This is a genomic window from Candidatus Uabimicrobium amorphum (assembly GCF_009002475.1).
GTDB lineage: Bacteria > Planctomycetota > Uabimicrobiia > Uabimicrobiales > Uabimicrobiaceae > Uabimicrobium > Uabimicrobium amorphum.
The window spans coordinates 8208805-8227668 of the sequence record NZ_AP019860.1; the positions used below are offsets into that span (position 1 = coordinate 8208805).

General features: G+C 37.5%; 7 protein-coding genes. 4 read left to right on the top strand and 3 right to left on the bottom strand.

What is annotated here, in order from left to right; translation table 11 throughout:
* Window positions 1-17: 17 nt before the first annotated feature.
* The 4 genes from UABAM_RS28800 (at window position 18) to UABAM_RS28815 (ending at window position 6814) form a co-directional block, all read left to right on the top strand.
* Window positions 18-1859: a hypothetical protein gene (locus UABAM_RS28800; protein WP_151971447.1), complete on the top strand. Its 1842-nt coding sequence runs from the start codon at window positions 18-20 to the stop codon at window positions 1857-1859.
* 114 nt (window positions 1860-1973) lie between these two features.
* Window positions 1974-3743: an ABC-F family ATP-binding cassette domain-containing protein gene (locus UABAM_RS28805; protein ID WP_173013637.1), complete on the top strand. Its 1770-nt coding sequence runs from the start codon at window positions 1974-1976 to the stop codon at window positions 3741-3743.
* Window positions 3744-3766: 23 nt separating this feature from the next.
* Window positions 3767-4675, top strand: a complete 909-nt coding sequence (locus UABAM_RS28810; RefSeq protein WP_151971449.1) for an ADP-ribosylglycohydrolase family protein — start codon at window positions 3767-3769, stop codon at window positions 4673-4675.
* Between the two features lie 222 nt (window positions 4676-4897).
* On the top strand, window positions 4898-6814 hold the full coding sequence (locus UABAM_RS28815; protein ID WP_151971450.1) for an alkaline phosphatase family protein: 1917 nt from the start codon (window positions 4898-4900) through the stop codon (window positions 6812-6814).
* 576 nt (window positions 6815-7390) lie between these two features.
* Here the strand turns inward: UABAM_RS28815 and UABAM_RS28820 are convergent.
* The 3 genes from UABAM_RS28820 to UABAM_RS28830 all read right to left on the bottom strand — a co-directional run bounded on the left by UABAM_RS28820 (window position 7391) and on the right by UABAM_RS28830 (window position 18688).
* The gene (locus tag UABAM_RS28820; RefSeq protein WP_151971451.1) at window positions 7391-11815 is read right to left on the bottom strand and encodes a protein kinase domain-containing protein; all 4425 of its coding nucleotides are present in this window, start codon (window positions 11813-11815) and stop codon (window positions 7391-7393) included.
* A gap of 347 nt (window positions 11816-12162) precedes the next feature.
* The gene (locus UABAM_RS28825; protein WP_151971452.1) at window positions 12163-17538 is read right to left on the bottom strand and encodes a hypothetical protein; all 5376 of its coding nucleotides are present in this window, start codon (window positions 17536-17538) and stop codon (window positions 12163-12165) included.
* Between the two features lie 10 nt (window positions 17539-17548).
* The gene (locus UABAM_RS28830) at window positions 17549-18688 is read right to left on the bottom strand and encodes a hypothetical protein (protein WP_151971453.1); all 1140 of its coding nucleotides are present in this window, start codon (window positions 18686-18688) and stop codon (window positions 17549-17551) included.
* Window positions 18689-18864: the final 176 nt, after the last annotated feature.

Sequence of the window (18864 nt, forward strand, 5' to 3'; positions counted from 1 at the left end):
AATTTAAGGACTCTCTTATGATAGTACTACGTCGCATGATTGCCATTCCCTTTTTTATCACCTTTTTTTGCATGCTGATGGGATTGTTTTTTTTCTCGACAATTTATCGCATGAAAAACCCCGATGTTTACGCAAAGCAAGTTCAAAAAGCAGGCGCATATGATTACATATCCAAAGAATTGTCGGTACTGCTGGTAAAACGAATGGAAGAACAAGGCCAAGATGTTGCCATACAAGGTTTTGTAAAGAGTATTTTTAACGAAACTTTTTCGGCTTCCTGGGTACAAAAAATTATTGAAGATGATCTAATGAAACCTTTTTGGCCGTATATTTACGGTTCCGTAGACCACTATACGATATCCATTCCTGTCAAAGACCGCTTTATTGTGTTGCTAAAGTCCATCAAAAATCAGTTACTAAATGGTGAGAATAGCCAAAGCTTATACCCCACACTTGTGGCAACAATGAGCACAGAATTTGTCAAAAACGTTTCTGAGGATGAAGAAAATGGGCTGCGTTTTTTGGCCAAAGAAAATGAAACGTTAGAGCAAACATTTGCGCGATTACTGAGAACAGCATGTCCAGAAAATGAACTTCGCACCGTGCTCGATAGCAACTTAGACAAACTCATCAACTTCATTGACAATAAAAATAACGAACGTTGTATTTTATCCTTTGATTTTTCCAAGCCACTGAGTCAAATTCTGCAACAAGTACAAATATCTTTAAATGACCCACGGTCCTCAAAAAAAATAATACAACAACTATTTATTCCCACGCTCGCCAAAGAGAAATATCCTTTTGATATTCAAATAAACACCGAAGATGCTGATTTTATACTTCAAAAAATGTCTTTGTCATGGATGAAGCAAGAGAACGAAAAGATATTTGAAAACTTACAAGCCTATTTCCAAAAAAGAAGTGAAGGGTTTTCTGTCGATTTACAAAACTATAAAACACGTATCATAAGTACTTTTGCAGCATTGTTGGAAAAAAAACTACGTGAAAAATGGTTGTCATTACCACAAGGAACACCCGAACAAACCGAAGAGCTTATGCAAAGTATTTACCAAGGGGAGCTCCCCTCACATCGTCCTTACGCAATGTCTTTTGAAAAAATGCTCGAAGAAACGGGACTTGATATTGAGCAAATCATCAACAACTCTGTCAATTCTAATCGCGATGAAAAAACGACTTTTACTCACCAGGATTTAATTGACAATATACCACAAAATCTAAGTGAATTTATGTCTTGGGAAAATAATCATCCTTTAAGAGTTTTGAAAATAGACATAACAAACGCCATTGACAGTAGTGAGTTTGATAAAATTTTTAATCAACAACAACTTACATTTACCGAAAAAAACCTACATGCCGACCGCGAATTGGAAAAAATTAGATCTTTCTTAAAGAATCTACCTATTGTCATGCTAGTTTTTCTAGTTATCTCTGGTATTATTCTGCTCATAGTTGCCAATCTATGTGCACAGGAGCAGAGTCAAAAAATAATCTGGTTCCTGGCACTTGCCATTGCCGCATCAATGCTCGTCATAATGGTAACAAAGACATTTGATAATGTTGTCTGGCCGCAAGTCATAGAAAAAATAGAAAAAGAACAGCAAGAAAAACGCTTCAACAACCCTATGGACAAAGCCAGCCAAGAACTCGGCAAATACTTCCTCATCGCGTTGAAAGACACATTCACAAGTAGTATGCGTCTATTTTCTATCGTGATGATCGTTCTTGGAGTTTTACTCATATTTACGATGCCCATTTTCCGTGCGCTTTTGAAAAATAACCAACAGCAAACTTTTTACGATACAAACGATGGCTTGCGGCAAGATCCACCGCAAACTTAGAGTCCTCTCACGAAAATTTGTCTTTACACTGGCAGATGTAATATTTTTGTATTATATTTTACAACAACAGTATTTTTAAAGATGTATGCGGGAATAGATAACGAAAGAAAACAAATGAGCACACTTATTCAAGTCATGAATGTCGAAAAGTTATATGGTAATCAAGAAATACTCAAAGATGCTTCTACAGTAATTAATAGCAACCAAAAAATAGGTGTTATCGGTAGAAACGGTGCGGGAAAATCGACGCTTTTTAAAATCATTATCGGTGAAGAAGATATCGATGATGGTACTGTACGAATTCATCCCGACACGCGTATTGGTTATCTCGAACAGCATGATCCTTACACACCGGAAGACACCGTACTTGATTTTTTACAATCGTATACGCAAAAAGAATCTTGGGAATGTGGTAAAGTCGCTGCGCAGTTTCAACTCTATGAGAAAGAACTTGAGGCTAAAATAAAAGGGCTTTCTGGGGGTTATCAAATGCGCGTAAAACTAACTGCGATGCTTTTAAAAGAACCGAATATTTTACTTCTCGATGAACCGACAAACTTTCTCGATTTATCCACTTTGTTACTACTCGAAAAATTTCTTCGTGGCTACAAAGGTGCTTTTATGATTATTTCGCACGATCGTGAATTTCTCGAACGCACCTGCACATCAACACTTGATGTGGAGCATCGCCAATTGTCGATGCATGCTTTATCTTTGGGAAAATATCTAGAATTTAAACAGCAACAACTAGAGATGAACCTCAAACAAAACGAACAAGTAGAAAAAAAGCGTCAACAATTGCAGCAGTTTGTCGATCGTTTTGGTGCCAAAAATACCAAAGCCACCCAAGCGCGTTCCAAAGAAAAGCAAATTAGTCGTTTACAAACGATAGAGATTAAAACACCGTTGAGAAAAGTGCGTATCAATATTCCCAAAGTAGAACCACGAAAAGGCCCTGCAATTGAAATAAAAGATATGACCATTGGTTACCCTGAAAAAACTGTTGCCAAAGATATCTCTTTTACAATAAACCATGGGGAAAAAATCGCAATTGTGGGAGATAATGGCCAGGGAAAGACCACGTTACTCAAGACTTTGGTGGAAGACATTCCCTCTTTGCAAGGTTCTTTTCGCTTTTTTGCTCATATGGACATTGGCTACTATGCACAACACGTTTTACGCAAACTGAACAACGAACTCTCGATATACGAATACCTAGATTCTATCGCCATAGAGAACACACCACGCGAAAAAATCCTACAGATGGCGGGAAGTTTTCTGTTCCGCGACGATGATTTAAACAAGAAAATATCGGTTCTCAGTGGGGGAGAAAAAGCGCGTTTGTGTATGGCAGGCCTGTTACTGCAAAAACACAATTGTTTATTTCTCGATGAACCATCGAACCACCTTGACTTTGAAACGGTAGAAGCATTAGCGGATGCTCTGCGCCACTTTGAAGGCACTGTTTTATTTGTGAGCCACAATCGTGCATTCGCGCGTGTTGTCGCCACAGGAATCGTCGAAGTGAAACAAGGAGAAGTGCGTCGTTATTATGGAAATTACGATAATTACTTAGAAGATTTGGAAAGACAAATCGACGGTAAACCACAAGACTCCGCACAGGAAAAAGAGTTGCCAAAAACCAGTAAACCGCAAAAAAAACAAATTGATATACACGCACATCGTGCCTTACAAAAACGCCTACGTAAATTAGAAAAACAAATTGCCGACACCGAGCAACAGAAAAAAGACTTGTTCCAATGGTTTGAAGACAACCCTACCATTTACGATGAAGAAAAAACCCAGCATTATCAACAAGTAACAGAAGAGCTTGATCATTTAGAAGAACAATGGTTAGAGATCCAAGAAGAATTGTCTTCATAAGAAAAAATATTCAGAGGTACAATATGCAAAAATTACCGCGAGCACAACTTGCCCTGGAAGGACTGTCTGTTGGTGACGCCTTTGGCCAGAAATTTTTTGGCAATTATGACGAAGTCGTACGCAAAATTGAAGAACGTGTTATTCCACAAGCTCCCTGGCACCTCACCGATGACTCTATTATGGGTATTGCGATTGTCGAAACGCTCCAGAAACACGATGGCATCGACCAAGATTATTTTGCCCAGTGTTTGGCAAAAAATTATAAAAAAAATATCTATCGTGGTTACGGGGGAATGGCGCACTCTATTTTACAAGCAATTTACCAAGGGCAAGACTGGCGCATAGTTTCTCCTAGCGTATTTGATGGCAGTGGCTCTTATGGAAACGGCGCTGCGATGCGTATTGCCCCACTGGGTGGATACTTTGCCGATCATATTCCTTTATTAAAAAAACACGCGCTACTCTCCGGTGAAGTAACACATGCCCACTTGGAAGGTAAAGTAGGTGGCTTGGCCGTTGCTTTAGCTGCCAGTTGGGCTTTTAATCACCAAGGCAACGCGACAATTTCGCATGATATGTTGCATTTTGTTGTAGAGCACCTACCTGACAGTGACGTAAAAAGCGGCATAGCAAAAGCATGCGAACTACCACTTTCCTATAAAGTCGAAACCGCAACCGCGGCATTGGGAAATGGCTCACAAATCTCCGCGCAAGATACTGTACCGTTTACATTGTGGTGTGCAGCACGCCACATCAATGACTTCGAAGAAGCAATGTGGGCAACCGTCAGTGGGCTAGGAGACCGTGATACCACCTGTGCTATTGTTGGCGGTATTGTCGCTCTTAGCGTGGGAGAACAAGGAATTCCCAAGGAGTGGTTACAAGCCCGAGAATCGCTAACCAATTGGGAAGGCCGCGAAAGTCAGTGGTAAATTGTCATTGCTACAACAAAGTATTGTGCAAATGAAAGCAAATATTGCGACACATTGAGCAGCAGTTTGCACAACAATACAACCAATCTCATCACGAAAAAAAGTCAACATTTTTTTATCGCAAAGCAAATAAAAGTATTTGCGCGTAGAGCATACACCTTTTTCACATTATGGCATACTCCTTGCATAAGCCCCCTTCACAACTTTTTTAGGAGAAGGCTTATGCTATTTCGCAGTATCTTGATTGCTTTTTATTTATGCACCACATTACATTCACAACAAACGTATTTCCAAGGTAAATGGAAACTAACCTCCCAGGCAATCGAAAACTATGGTGTTCATCATCACGAAAATTTCGGTATTTTTCATGTAAAACTACCACAAAAACAACTGCGTGTACCTGATTTACTATATAATGTTCACGACAACCCAAACGTCTTAGGCATACGTGTCATTCCGATTAAGGACCACAGTGTAAAAGAAAAAATAACCGCCGAAGGAATTGTCATTCCACAATACGACGAACAAAACTCGTCTTTTCGTTGGGGACATGGTTCACAGCTTGTGGATGACTACTACAAAAAAGTAATGTCACTTAATGACAGTGCGCCCATTTTTGCCATCGCAGCCTACTGTTGTCCCAGTTCGCAAACCAACGAATATTTAACACAAAATCGCATATCACATCTCGCAGCGTATATGGGAAAAGGTCGCTTACGCAATACACCTGTGGGTTATCACAATTACAGCTGGCAGGCAACACAATATCCAGCTCACCTATACAGTATTTCACTACAAGGAGTTGCACAACCACAACTAAATCGCAATTTACAAATTACCTTGCAACTTTTAAACCAAACCAACTATGGACCGAGATTTGCTGAAGAGTACGACTATGACTGGTTTACAACACACAACCTTAAAGAGACTCTGGAGTTTTATCGCGGATGGCTAGACCCGTCCTACGTACGCAAGGAACTGAATCAACGACTCATAGATGCTGGTATTGACGTCGAGATCGACACTCCGTATCAACAGCTACTTCTCAATGAAAATTTTTTACAAACCTACTGTTCGGAACATATCACCATCGCCATCAACTGTGGTGTGAATATACCACAGAGTGAAGCTGGCTATATTGAAATTTGGGGAGAGCAACAAGGAAAGAAATTATTTCATCGCGCAAATCAATTGTGGAAAAAAATTCATGGAAGTGAACTCCCACAACAAATACAATTTCGCAATCCATTGTGGAAAAGAACCATAACAACTGCAAAACTCATAGATCATCCCTTGATTAAAAAACCAGGAGTGGCAATGGTATGGCAACCCGAAACTTCCGCAGACCTAATTGCTGATTTCATCGCGCAATACGCAAAATTTAGCGAAACGTCGCTGGTTTACGCGGCAACTACGATACTAAAGTTCGCAACTGAATACCAGCAACGTACCGGAATTGATATTGATAAGTACTTTGTTGTCGCCATAAAGTTTATTGAAAAAATGATCGAAGAAGATTTCCGCTTATTTGTCGCCAAAAGGGAAATTTTTCTGCTACCGGAGACAGAGCAGTCAAAAGCAGCCGATATGTATTTTACAGAGAAATATAACCGCTTCTCCACAGCTTTGTCGACGTATCCACGACTTCAACCAATGGTCAAACAAGCTCTCGATAAAGTACAAGAAAAAAAACAACAATTGATTCAGCAGCCCACCGCACACGAAACTTTCGCGGTGAATCACCCAGTGTTAACACAGGTACTGCGTAAGAATATACAAGACAAATACAAATTAACATTGGAAGAAATCGCCTGGCTACAATTTTGCATCGCGGTACATAGTAAAAGCGATCATCAACAAAGTCTTATGGATTTAGCACGTAGTTTACCAGTAAAAAATCCAAATATAGCGGAACAAGTCGCCAAAGGAGAGAAGTATATACAGTACTACAGTTCCCCGGCGATTCTTCACAAAATAGCCAAGGGCTATCATATCGACAAACTACACCCTGAGATTGCCATTGTGCCACTGGCAACGGTGTTTGATTACAGAGAAGTCACTATCAATACAGATTATGACTCTCAGACCGATAATACAACACAGTGGCAGGTTTTCTTGCGGGCATTTTTACAAAAATAGGTGTGAGTTTTTTGAAAGTATGAATAACGGGGGTGGGTTTTGAGCGGGAAATTCGTTTTCATATTGATGCCCTCACCATCGAATTAGCAGATTTCAGCGTAGCTGAAACCTGCTATTCTCATACCTCTCCCACAGGGAGAGGTTTCAGTAGTCTCTTTTGTAAAAAACAAAATTCACTTGAGTTGCGAGACAGTAGTGTAGCGTTATTATCTTGGTAGAATTGCCGCTGTGTATGCAGCGGCACAAAATAACACAATAAGATCAATTTAGACGTGTTACGCCTCTCCCTGTGGGAGAGGCATGAGAACTAAGGCTTTTAGCGAAGCTAAAACCTTAGATTCGATGGTGAGGGCACCAATTCGGAGAAGAATTCATATAACCTTAAATCAACTACAAGACCATGGTGAGGGCACCAATTCGGAGAAGAATTCATGTAACCTTAAATCAACTACAAGACGATGGTGAGGGCACCAATATGAAAACGAATCTCTTTTCACACCCCCGTTATTCATACTTTCATAAAACTTACTATTCTTTTCTGAAAGTATGAATAAATGTATATTGATGTAAAACTTACTATTTTCGATACTGCAAGTTAATCAACACGCTTTTTACCGGGATGTACTCCTCGTTAAACTTCCGCGAAATGCTGTTTAAACTACGCAACATACCGCGTAAGGTTTGCTCCTCAATCCATGAGCTCTTGATTTCGCGTTGTAATTCGTAGACTAACTTTTCGACTTGTTGCATTTCTTCCTGAACATCAACTTCAATACTTTGCGATGAGAGATAGCGGCGTAGCGCCTTTCCCTTAGAACTATTCGGTGGTGCTATGCTCTTCCCATTGCTTTTCAGCTCGTTCGTCAACACTTTTAGTTCGGCCATTAAATCGGGATATTCGCGTATTTTTTTAATAGTCACCTCAATGCGATCGCGTATGAGTAAACTTCCACGGTCTTTTAATAGTGGTTGTAAACGCAAATTTTCATAGCTTTTTAGAGAATTCTCCAAACCGATATACCATGCGCCTGGAGACTTACGCCACTTATTGAGATTTTGTTTGTGTCGTTCGTTTTTCAGATAGTTATTTTTACGCTCCGTTCGCAAAGCTACGTTTCTTTTGAGTTCATTGTTAAACTGCAATGCACGGGAACTATTTTTCATATACGTTTTTAGTAGAGGTAACATCGAAAAAGTAGGGTTATCAACATATGGAAGTACTAACTCTTGCATATCAGCATAGCGTTTTTTGATAAACATCTGCCTAGCCTCTTGGATAATTTCATCGAGTTCCTCTGACTCGCCTTTGGCTTCAAGAACATACTTTTTGCTTTGTTTACTTAAATTCATATAGCCATCTTCGGCATCGTACGTCTTTAATTTTTCAATATTACTGAGTATATTGGGTATCAGAGTATCGATTTCTTTTTTACGTTCCTTCAATTGAAGAATCAAGTTACGCATCTTTTGTAGTTTTTGCTTCTCGACTTTTTCGACCTTGACAATTTCTTGTACTTCAATGGTCCGTTCTTCTAATTTTTTCAACTTGTTCAGTAAGCTTAAATACGTTTTATTACTCTGGTCAAGTGGTTTGATCAACTTAATCGCTTGTAAATACTCTTTTTTATTGAGTAAAATCTTGGCATTTTTGATTTTACTGCTATACAAATTTGCAATATCTTTTGCCTCTTGAACGGTGCCCAAAAGTGTATCTTCAACTTGCGTATACCCTCTAGAAGCGGGGTAAATATTCGTCAAACGCTTTACTCTCTGTTCTACAGGAAGAAAACTTCGCTGTAAACGTTCACTTTGCGTTTCCACTCTTTTAAGAATGCGTTTTGCTTGTGCTAACCAACGAGCTTGCTTGCGTTCACGTTGTAAAAGAACTATTTTATCCTTTAGATATACCGTTAGCTTTTCAAGGCTACGTGCGTATTTTTTTCCGTTAACAATGTCATTTTTGTTCTCTTTTAGAACTTTCAGAGCTTGCGCAAGATTATCTTTTTTGAGTTGCTCTTCCGCTTGTTCTATCAAATTAGACAAATTGTTTTGGCTTTCTTTCGCCTTTTCTAAAAAGGAACTTTGCTTTGTTGTTAAAGATTTATTCGAAAACTCTTCTTGTAGAAACTGCACATTTTTATCAACCGAAATATCGGCCTGCTGCATCTGTGACAAGTTTGTCTTTGCAGCGGAAAGCAAGGTAATGATATCGTTCTTGTTTACCTTCGGAGTTTTTGGTGCTTTCGCAATGCGAATGCGATCGACAAACTGTTCTTTTAGAGAAAGTAAATTTGGAAGAACCGTTTTTTTACCTTGAACATATGGCTCCAGTAGTTCAATCGCCTTTTCTTCCTCTACTTTATCCAAGAGTACATTCACCTCGGTAATTAAATTTTTCAAATTTGTAATTTCTTGTTTTGCTTGGGTAAAAATCTTTTGTGGCGATGTTGTTTGAGGAACAATCTTTTTCGTCTCTTGCCATTGCTGTTTTGCCGCTTGTAAAGCGTCTTGTAGTTTAACAACGCGTTCTTGTAGCATGACAAACGTTTGATCCAACGCACGGCGTTGTTGCCGTTCTCTATATATATTTTCACAAGAAGAGAGAATTTGTTGCACCGTATCACGTGTATCTGTCAGGTATTCCAAATCTTCTTCATTTGCTCTTTGATAGGGTTTGGAAATCTCAATAGCATCGCCAAACTGGTTGTTTTTCATCTTGTTCGCGAGTTGTGCCACCACACTTTCGTATTTTTTAACCTGATTTTGCGCCTTTTGCAAATTTTTATAAATAAACTCATCTATGGGGAGATACCCTTTTTTTGTCGGAAAACGTTCCTGCAAAACCGCAAGCTTTTCTTCGATTAAATTGACCTTTTCTTCCGTTTGCACAATATGCTCTTGGAGCAAGCGATACGTTTTACGCATCATTTTTTCTTCATCACGCGTTTTCTTCAAACTTTTTGCAATGCGCTGGGTGGCGGTTAACTTGTCATATAAACGATCCAGCATATTTACCGCGCTAATGTTGAAGCTAGTATAGTTTTTATACTTTTCGGCCCACTCAAAAGCTGCCTCAGAGCTTTTTTTCGACTCTTGCTCCCCTTCTTTTTTGATATGGTCTAGAAGAGCGAGATAATCTTTTTGTGATTTAAGAATGCTCAGTTCGCGGTTACTTGGTTGCGGATAACCTTTTTTGGCCGGGTATTTATTTTGTAACAAAAAAACAATGCTATTACAGCGTTCCGTTTTGTAAACAATTTTGTCGCGAAAATCCGCTAGGTCTTTTTGCACACCGGTGTATGCACTGTTTTTTTGATACCTTTGCAACTGTTCTTTTGCGAAGGTCCACACTTCTTGACGATAATGATACAAGGAGGTGATGATTCCCACCAATAAACAAAGAAAAACAAAACGTCGCGCAAAACTTTTTTTGTTTGTCTCTAGTGGTAAACTAGAGATATTGAATTCCTGAGTTTGTTGCGGGGCTTTTGACATCACGTTGTGCCCAATTACGTTTGCTTTTTGTGTTAGCGTAAAGGAACGACGTAAATCCAAGAGAGCTTCGTGGGCATTTTCGTATCTTTTATTGGGAGACTTCTCTAACAACTTCATGACAAAATCATTCAGTTTTGTCGATATTTCACTGCGCGTTCGTTGCGGTGCGATCGGTTTTTCACTAAGATGTTTTTTCAAAACATCTACGTCACTTGCTCCCACAAAAGGTAAATGTCCAACAAGCATCTCGTATGCTAAACATCCTACGGAGTATAAGTCAAAACGGTTATCGGTACGCATAACAACTTGCGAAATATTCTCCGCTTTTTTGAAAATGCCTTCCGGGGCTACATGCCCAGCACTGCCACCAATAAACGACCATTTGGGTAGATCCTGATTCATATCCAAGGCTGCCCACCCCAAATTAGTTAGCCTTACCTCAAATTTTTTAGTGATTAATATGTTGCGTGGGGAAATATCGCGGTGGGTAATTTTTTCTTTTGCACAGTAGTCCAAAGCTTGTAGGAGACCGTCTAAAATATACATAATAATTTTTAGTGATACTTGTATATTTTTTTGGCGATACTCGGTAAACAAATCCTCTAGGCTCACACCATCGACATAACGCATGACCATGAACTCAATACTTTCACTTACCTCTTCGCGAACAAAAGTATTTTTTGCCGTGGAAAATTTATTGCGCTTTCCACGAGCCAAACGGTAGGCTTTGACAAAAAAGTTGTCAATGGTTCTCTCACCCGCATCTATTTTTTGTGAACGATACTTTTGTAGTTTTTCGAAACTCTTTGCCTCTTCTGCAAATCTTTGATGATCTAACTTTTCACTTTCTGACAACTCAGTATTTTTCTTGCTTTTATGTATATATTTAATGAGGATTTGCTGATCAGTTTCGATATTCAAACCGCGGAAAATAGAGATAACCCCTTCTTGTTTTATTTTTTCTATGAGCAGAAAATGATTGGGGATGATCGAAAAATTATTTTCTATCTCGATAGCGCGGTGAATATCTCTTTCATCAAGTACTTGAATCTGCTCTTGTCTGAGACGTGAAAGAGCCAAGCAATCCGTGAGGAAAAAGCGTAATGATTTTCCTTTGTAGTTTTCAGGATTGATTTTAGAGGGGAGAGAAGAAAATTCTTCCCCCTTTTTCATCATGGCAAATAACTCGTCTTGAATTGCAAGCTGGAAGTTACCAGGAAAACGCAGGAGAACTTGTAGAAGTTGCCAGTACTTAATAGATTTTAAACCCGGTAGTTGCTTCTTCAGTAAGCCAATATTTTTGACAATTTGTTTTTGCTTTGCGTTTAAAGTTTTTGCTTCATAAATTTTTTGTTCCCACTCCACAACGTCGCCAAACAAACGCTTTAAAGTTTGTAATAATTCCGCGGGAACGGTAGAAAACAGAAAACGATCAATGAGGCTTTTTTCTTTTTCGTACTTTTCTCTGGTGGCTTTATACTTCACCTTCGCTTCATTGGACTTCACTTTTGACTCCTGTTACAATAATTTTAAAGTGTCATCAACTAAATCGTATTCAATAAAGTACAATAACCGACAGTGTTCTCTGGAACTACAAAACAAAATGGCTTTGCAATTTTGACCGTAAGTAATAACTGTACAACACTTTATACGACCAAATTGTACAATCCCAACAGCAAGTTGAAGTAGTTTCATTTTAATAAAACAACAGCGAGCTGTTGGGCACGGTCATCCCTGACTTGATCAGGGATCCAGGCGTAGAAAATTAATTTTAATTGTGGATTCCTGCTTTCGCAGGAATGACACACTGAGGTAGTATTCTTCAAGAAAAGATTTAGATATTCGATATATTCCTAATCACTAAATTGTTGTCGTTGCTTTTTTTCCCAGTCATTGCAAATATCAATACATCCCTGGATAATTTCGTTGATAGAAGCAGGAAAAGGTGGAGGAGAAAATATCTGTACAACTTCGATCATACGAAAAACGATAGATTGACCTCCTATACGAAATAAATATTTAATCAACATTGTCAAACGATTGATATAGTCTTGTTTAGAAAAGTTATGGCTATATTCTAAAGCCAATTCCAGGCATTCAAAAAATGTTTTTTGGTCACTTACTTCATCCAAAACAAGTGGGTATAAATGTGTCTGATCAACTTGCACCAACCAACTCATGGCCCTCTTCGGATTTTTTTTCGCCTCTTCTCGCAAAACATCTTCATAATTTCCCAAATCAAAATGTTCCACTTTTTTCAAAATACCAAGAACATCTTCAGGACAACGTAGTGCAACGGCGCGAAAAATAGCCTGTAGTGCTTCCTCTAAATCGATAAAACGATCGTGTTCCAAATACATCAAAAACAACTGAATCGTACTTTTTGGATACAAATAACTGAGTTTCTCCAACGTTTCGGTAGGGATCTCTACAGGGAATCCAGAATTCCACTCTAAGGAAAGACCTAGAAAGTTATAACTCGGCTTTATACCTTTTATTGCTTGCTCTATTTTTTTCTGATATTTTATATATTGCGGCGTATCGTCTTTTTTCAGGTATACTTCAGCTATTTCACAATAGGTTCGCAGCAAAATATTGTAGTTTTCTATTTTCTCCATATATTCATCTGGAGATCTTTGCTGTTTGGCACTGGCGAGTGCCAATGCACCATAGACAAGATCTCCGCAGAGCAACTCATCTATGTAGTTTTCTATCGCAAACACATCTTCAGGCTTTACGGCAACTAAGGTCATCGCAATTTGTTCAAGGGCCGAATTCACCACTTCAGGATTCTCATGATTTTTCGCCATATCGATGGCATGCGGCAAATTATCCAAAGACTTTTGCGCCACCACTTTGACAAATAAATCTTCATTGTCTTCGTAACTCTGTACTATTTTGTAAGCTAGCTCTACATCGCGGTCTAGTAGTCGCGTAATCAAATCTTCTAAGTAATAGCGTTTTTCGCGCTCTTGGCATACTTTTGTTAAACGAATTATCTCATTAATTAGTTTTCGCGCTTCACGCTCACAATCAATGTCTAGCATTCTCTCCACTAATTGGCAGTAAAAATACAACTGATCATTGGCGGTAATACATTTCGTAATCGATGTATTTTTCAACCATAGAATGACTCTCTTGCACATTTTCTGTGAAAAATTTTTCGCTGTGCAAAGATATTCCAAAGCAAACTCTACAGAAGACGCCAAAATTTCCTCATCAAAAATACTATTAATTAGCGAAATGGCCGTGTCAATGTCCAGTTCTAACAGTGTGATGAAAATATTAGGCACACGCAAATATACTAACTCAAATCCGCCATAGTCTTCTATCGCCTGCGCACAATCTTCACAAAAACCTTCAATCACGGGAAAATTATGCTCAATAATCGAAGTAGCGATCATTTCAAACCCCTCTAAGCGATCTTCCTTGCTGATGATTTTATCAATCCACAACATTTGCTTTTTCGGGTCATCAATGGTGCTTATGAGTATAAACGCAATAAAGTCTTGTTGGTCCCAATAGCTTAACCAAATTTCATCGACAAGCTCTGGTTTTACCCAGAACATTATTCTAAAAAGTACTGGAAAAAATTGTTTTTCAATATCTATTTTTTCTGACTCTTTTTTATAAAACTTTTCGCTAAAGTATTTCAAATTGCTTTCAAAGCGCAAACGATTAAATCCATTTAGCTCTTTTGCTACCATAAAAGTAATGTAGTTTGCCAGCGATAAATGTTTTTCGGCCTCCTCGGGTAATGCCTCTATAATTTTTTGCGTATCTTCGCGCGACCAAATGGAGCTAAGAATGTAGGGAAAAACATCTTCAAGGTCCACAAGACGGTGCATTGACAAAAGAATTAATTGCAAAAGTGCATCTTTATTTGCCGCCGATAGAACGGGAAGTACTTCGTTATTAAATTCAATTTGAATATCTAAACTTTTATCGCTATTGATAATGAATGGCGCTTCCCCAAGAATGTAAAATATTTCTTTTTTTCCCACCAGATAACGCGCTAAAGATATTGATCTTTCCGGCATCGAAAATAACAAACGAAAACATAACTTACTAAAAAGTCTTGGAGATACCATCCAGCGATGGATGCAAATTTCCGGTGTATCATTCCACGACTTTTCTTCACGCATACAGTCAATAATAGCGTTTTCTATTTGTGATAAAGAGACATCATCAATGGTAAACTTTTTAATTTGCATTTTTGCATACAGATATTCAAAAAGCTGATACGCTAGATTTTTTTTAGAGTTGCAGAGCTGCGAAATGAGACTATAAACTATTTTTTCTAATATACTCCCAGAAAAGCTCGTCGAAGTTTCTTTTAGAAGTTCAAACGTAAAACTAGGTTTGCGATGGACAATTGCCGAGAGCAATAATGTGTAAATCTCCTCGCGATACAAAATATCAGAATGTGCGATAATCGTCTCATATATACTGAGTAGTTTTCGCAAAGAAAGCTTTTTTAATGCGCGCAATAATGAGTTTGATACCGCAGAGTTATGTGTAAGGTCCCAACCACTTACATTAAGCAAAAAATCACAACCAATCGCTTCATCATAGCGATATAACTTTAGAAAAATCGTCCCCATTTGATTGCCAAAGTCAAAAATAGCTTGTTTTTTAATCACCTCCATAAATTTAATGGCTTCTTCAATATTAAACTCAATAAGTAAAGGAATTCCTTTGGTGATCAATCTATTTTTTAATGTTTCATCGACTTTAGAGTACAGAGGCACAATATTCTGTGGAAAATTAGTGATGTGTTTATCAAGCCACAGCACTTTCACTCGGTCTATCTCATACTTTTCGAGAGAAAAAGTTTCCAACTCTTTCAACTTGATGTTTGGGTGACTTTCCACTAATTTTTTGACCGCATCTTCTTTATCAAACAACATGTCCGGAATAATCTGTTCGATATAGTATATGGCAATTTGCTTGTCTTTTCCCCACAACACAGTGGCCATTTCCGCCAACAATTGATTTACGGTGTTGTATTCATAGTTATGGGTATCTTCCACCTTTTCCGTAATTTCAAACAATTCTTGAAAGTTATTTTCCGAACTGTGCAGGAAATTTTTTTCAATTAATGCTGCATTTTTTTGTAGGTCATCAATCGAAAGAAACCCTTTGGCAATCAGGTAACTAATGTAGATAGAAAAAAGTGATATTTTCTTATCGTCTTCCTCAAACTCTCTCTTTATACGGATAATATCCCCGGCATGAATATTCGCCAAAAACTTTTGACTATTCTTCTTGATGTTGTATGTACCCACAAAATCTAGCAAGCTATAACTGTATGTATGAATGATTTCGATGAGCTTATCTGTAAGATCTTCGTCAACGCTTAGATTGTCGTCGAGATAATGGATAAAAAAACAAATACTACCAATAATTTGTTCGATATTGTTCGAAAAAGAAATCTCCGAAACAATCTTCATGAACACATCCATTTTATTTAAAGATAGAGCACAAACCCCTTCTAAACGAAGACGTGAAAGAGGGTCACCAACACTTTCAATAAATTTTTGCAATAACTGCAAATCTTTTTTCTTACTTAAAATTTCATAGATAACAATCCATCTTTGCCACTTCGCATGATCAAAGGTACTGGGGTCAGCATTACTTTCATCCACCAAGGCAACAGTCTTACGCAAAGAAATATGAATAAGGTCCTCAACGACATCGTCGATCCACTGGATGTCCCAATTGTAGATAAACAATTGGCATGTATCAAAAGCACGTTGCGGATCTACATTGATAAAAGCTTTAATTAATTTGATAATGGTGGACTTATTGTGAAGTAAATCTTTATCGCAATACAAATTATCGAAGAAGAATATGGCTTCCTCATACATTTCTTCATCAAGCAAAAAGTCAAGGATAACTAAAAATATTTCTTCGCGATACTCCGAAGGCAACTTTTCGATATGCTCGATAACAATCTCTTGGTTAATCGTACTCCACACCAACATCAAAAATTTGAGTGTATCATAATCTTTCTTTTGCAAAAACTTATTGTGCAACTTGTGAAATAAGGCGCTATCATTTTTAATTTTTGCATTCGTTGTTTCGAGTATGTGGACAATACTTTTTTCCAAATCTGGATATAAATCGTTTAGGCATAATATTTTTTGACTAAAGTCCAGTTGTACTAAAATTTCTAAAATATCATGAGACAGTAACTTTTCGAGAAAGGCATTGATGAAAAATTTACTCAGTAACTCATGTAAACAGGTCACAATATTAAACGATGATTTTTTGAGCTTTGTTTTAATTTTCTTGTGTACATTGCGATACTGAGATAACTTTTCTAGAGAAGGATAAAAAATTTCTTTTGCAAAAGAAACGTCCTCCATAGTTGAATACATGAAATCACTGGGGAGCTTCTCTAAAAAGTTGCAAATGATCGCAAGTTCTTTTACAAAAGAACTATTCGTTGTCTTTTCTTTCGTGCGATCGTCGTAGTTGATGTATTCGATTTGCTGTTTCTTTGTATTGAAGTATGTAAAAAAATTCACGGTCTTTTGTGCATTCATATAGAAAAATGGATATAGCGACAAAAACTGAGAATTGCTGTTATTACAAAGATAAAATTTACCAAGTGTACCATGGATTTTCGACTTGATGTCTTGTAGTGAATGTTTGGGTTTTAGTCCAACAAATGACAATACCGGGACAGTAACCTCGTTGTCTTGTTGCCAAGGAAAATCTTGATAGTACATGAGAGAATAGCTGTTCCAACATTTGATAAGGGGTATTAAATGCTGAAAGTGCTTTAAATAGCGGTTGTACTCTTTCGCAGAAATATGTTTCTTTTTTTTATTTGTAGGAACATTTATTTGTAGAATCGTGGCAAACGCGTCTATTATTTTTTCTCTTTGTAGACTAGCTATATCGGTTATAAACGTCTCTTTACTTGGCCATACCTTATCAAGACAAGCTAACCAGTTATTTGTCCAATTTCTCTTTTGTGTTAAACATTTGTATACCGCAATGTGGTTATCCCTACTGTACCTTTTCGTGTATGCTAAGTAATCAGATACGGTAATTAGTGTGGTATAACGAAATAAACACTCTACCAAATTAATAAGCGCTTTGGCCGACTTTTGCGTATTAGAGTTTTTGTGTACTTGTAAAAAAAAGACCCACCGTTTTCCTAACGGAGATGAAATTTTTTCCGTTTCTAATTTTTTGTCCATCTGAAAAGTCGTCATCTTTTTCTCTTTACTTTAATGCCCAATTGCGTGCTCGCCACCAGTTTTTCCAACGTCGTATCGTAGGAAAATCTTGGTGGGTAAATCTCACAAGAATACTTTTTACAAGAGGAGTGAGAGATGTTTTTTCCAAATTTTCAATGAGAAACGCGATTGCGTGTTTATGATTTTTTTTGCGAATAAAAAACGACGTATAGAACAAAACCCGAGGATAGTTTTTCGATACCGCACCTTTAAAATAAGCAATGGGGTTTACCACAACAACATGGTATTTCTTAGGCAATATTTTTATCATTGCTTTTGGAAAATCAACTTTAGGAAAGTGATTTTTCCCTGCTTTTTTCAAAGTAACCAAGTTAATTTGTGCTTCGACTTCCAATTGTTGGTAACACTCTTTGAGTGCACGTTCTTGAGGAATACTAATCTCTGCTTTCCACCACTTACCGCCCTTTATGGTAATTTTTTCTTCTATACGCGGAGTCTTGGTTGAAATCTCCGTACGACTATCCCCGGAGAGAAAAAACTTTGTTGAAGTGATCTTAAGGTCAAGGTATTTTTTTCCGCACGTAAGAGTAATAGGCTGAAAGCCATTATTTTTAATGGCAATGACTATATTGAGCTTATCTTGGAACGAAAAATACTTTAAAGAAGCGTAGGCATTTGTGGTAATAAATTCACTGCTTCTCTTTTTCTTATTTTCTATATTCTGTAGCGCCTTTTTCATCTCTTGTTGAAAATGTAAATCTTTTTCTAAAACCAAAATAGCCTTTATTATGGCGATGGCTTGCGTATATTTTTCTTGTTTTGCTAAAAGAAGAGCACTTTGGTAATGCTGATAAAAATAGTCGGCCTTACTCCAGGTGTTATCTTTACTTTCAGAAAGTTGCTGTAAAATATAAAAGTAATGTGGGTTTTTTGTAGATGCCAATCTCTCCTCAACATAAGGCTCGACTTTCACACCTAAATCAATGATACGCTTAATTGTCTGCGTTTGTAATTCTTTTGTGGTATCCTTATCTTCCAAAATAGAAAAAAGAGATAGTAATTGCTCTTTACTTATTTCTTTAGCATTTAAACAAATTATGCAGAGGAGTATGCTAATTATTCTCTTTATCGAAGAATTTAGATGTAGGCTTTGCCAAAAATTCATTAAAAGTGTTCCTCAAACATACGATTTTTTTAGTAGTAATAGTTTGTTCTTGCCACACAAACTCAATTGATTCACATTTTAAGATGGATTCATTTGTGTCAAACGCTATTAGAAATTTGTGTAAAGCTTTGCCGGCAATTTTTTGCTTATTTAAAAGAATGTCCAAATATAATGAT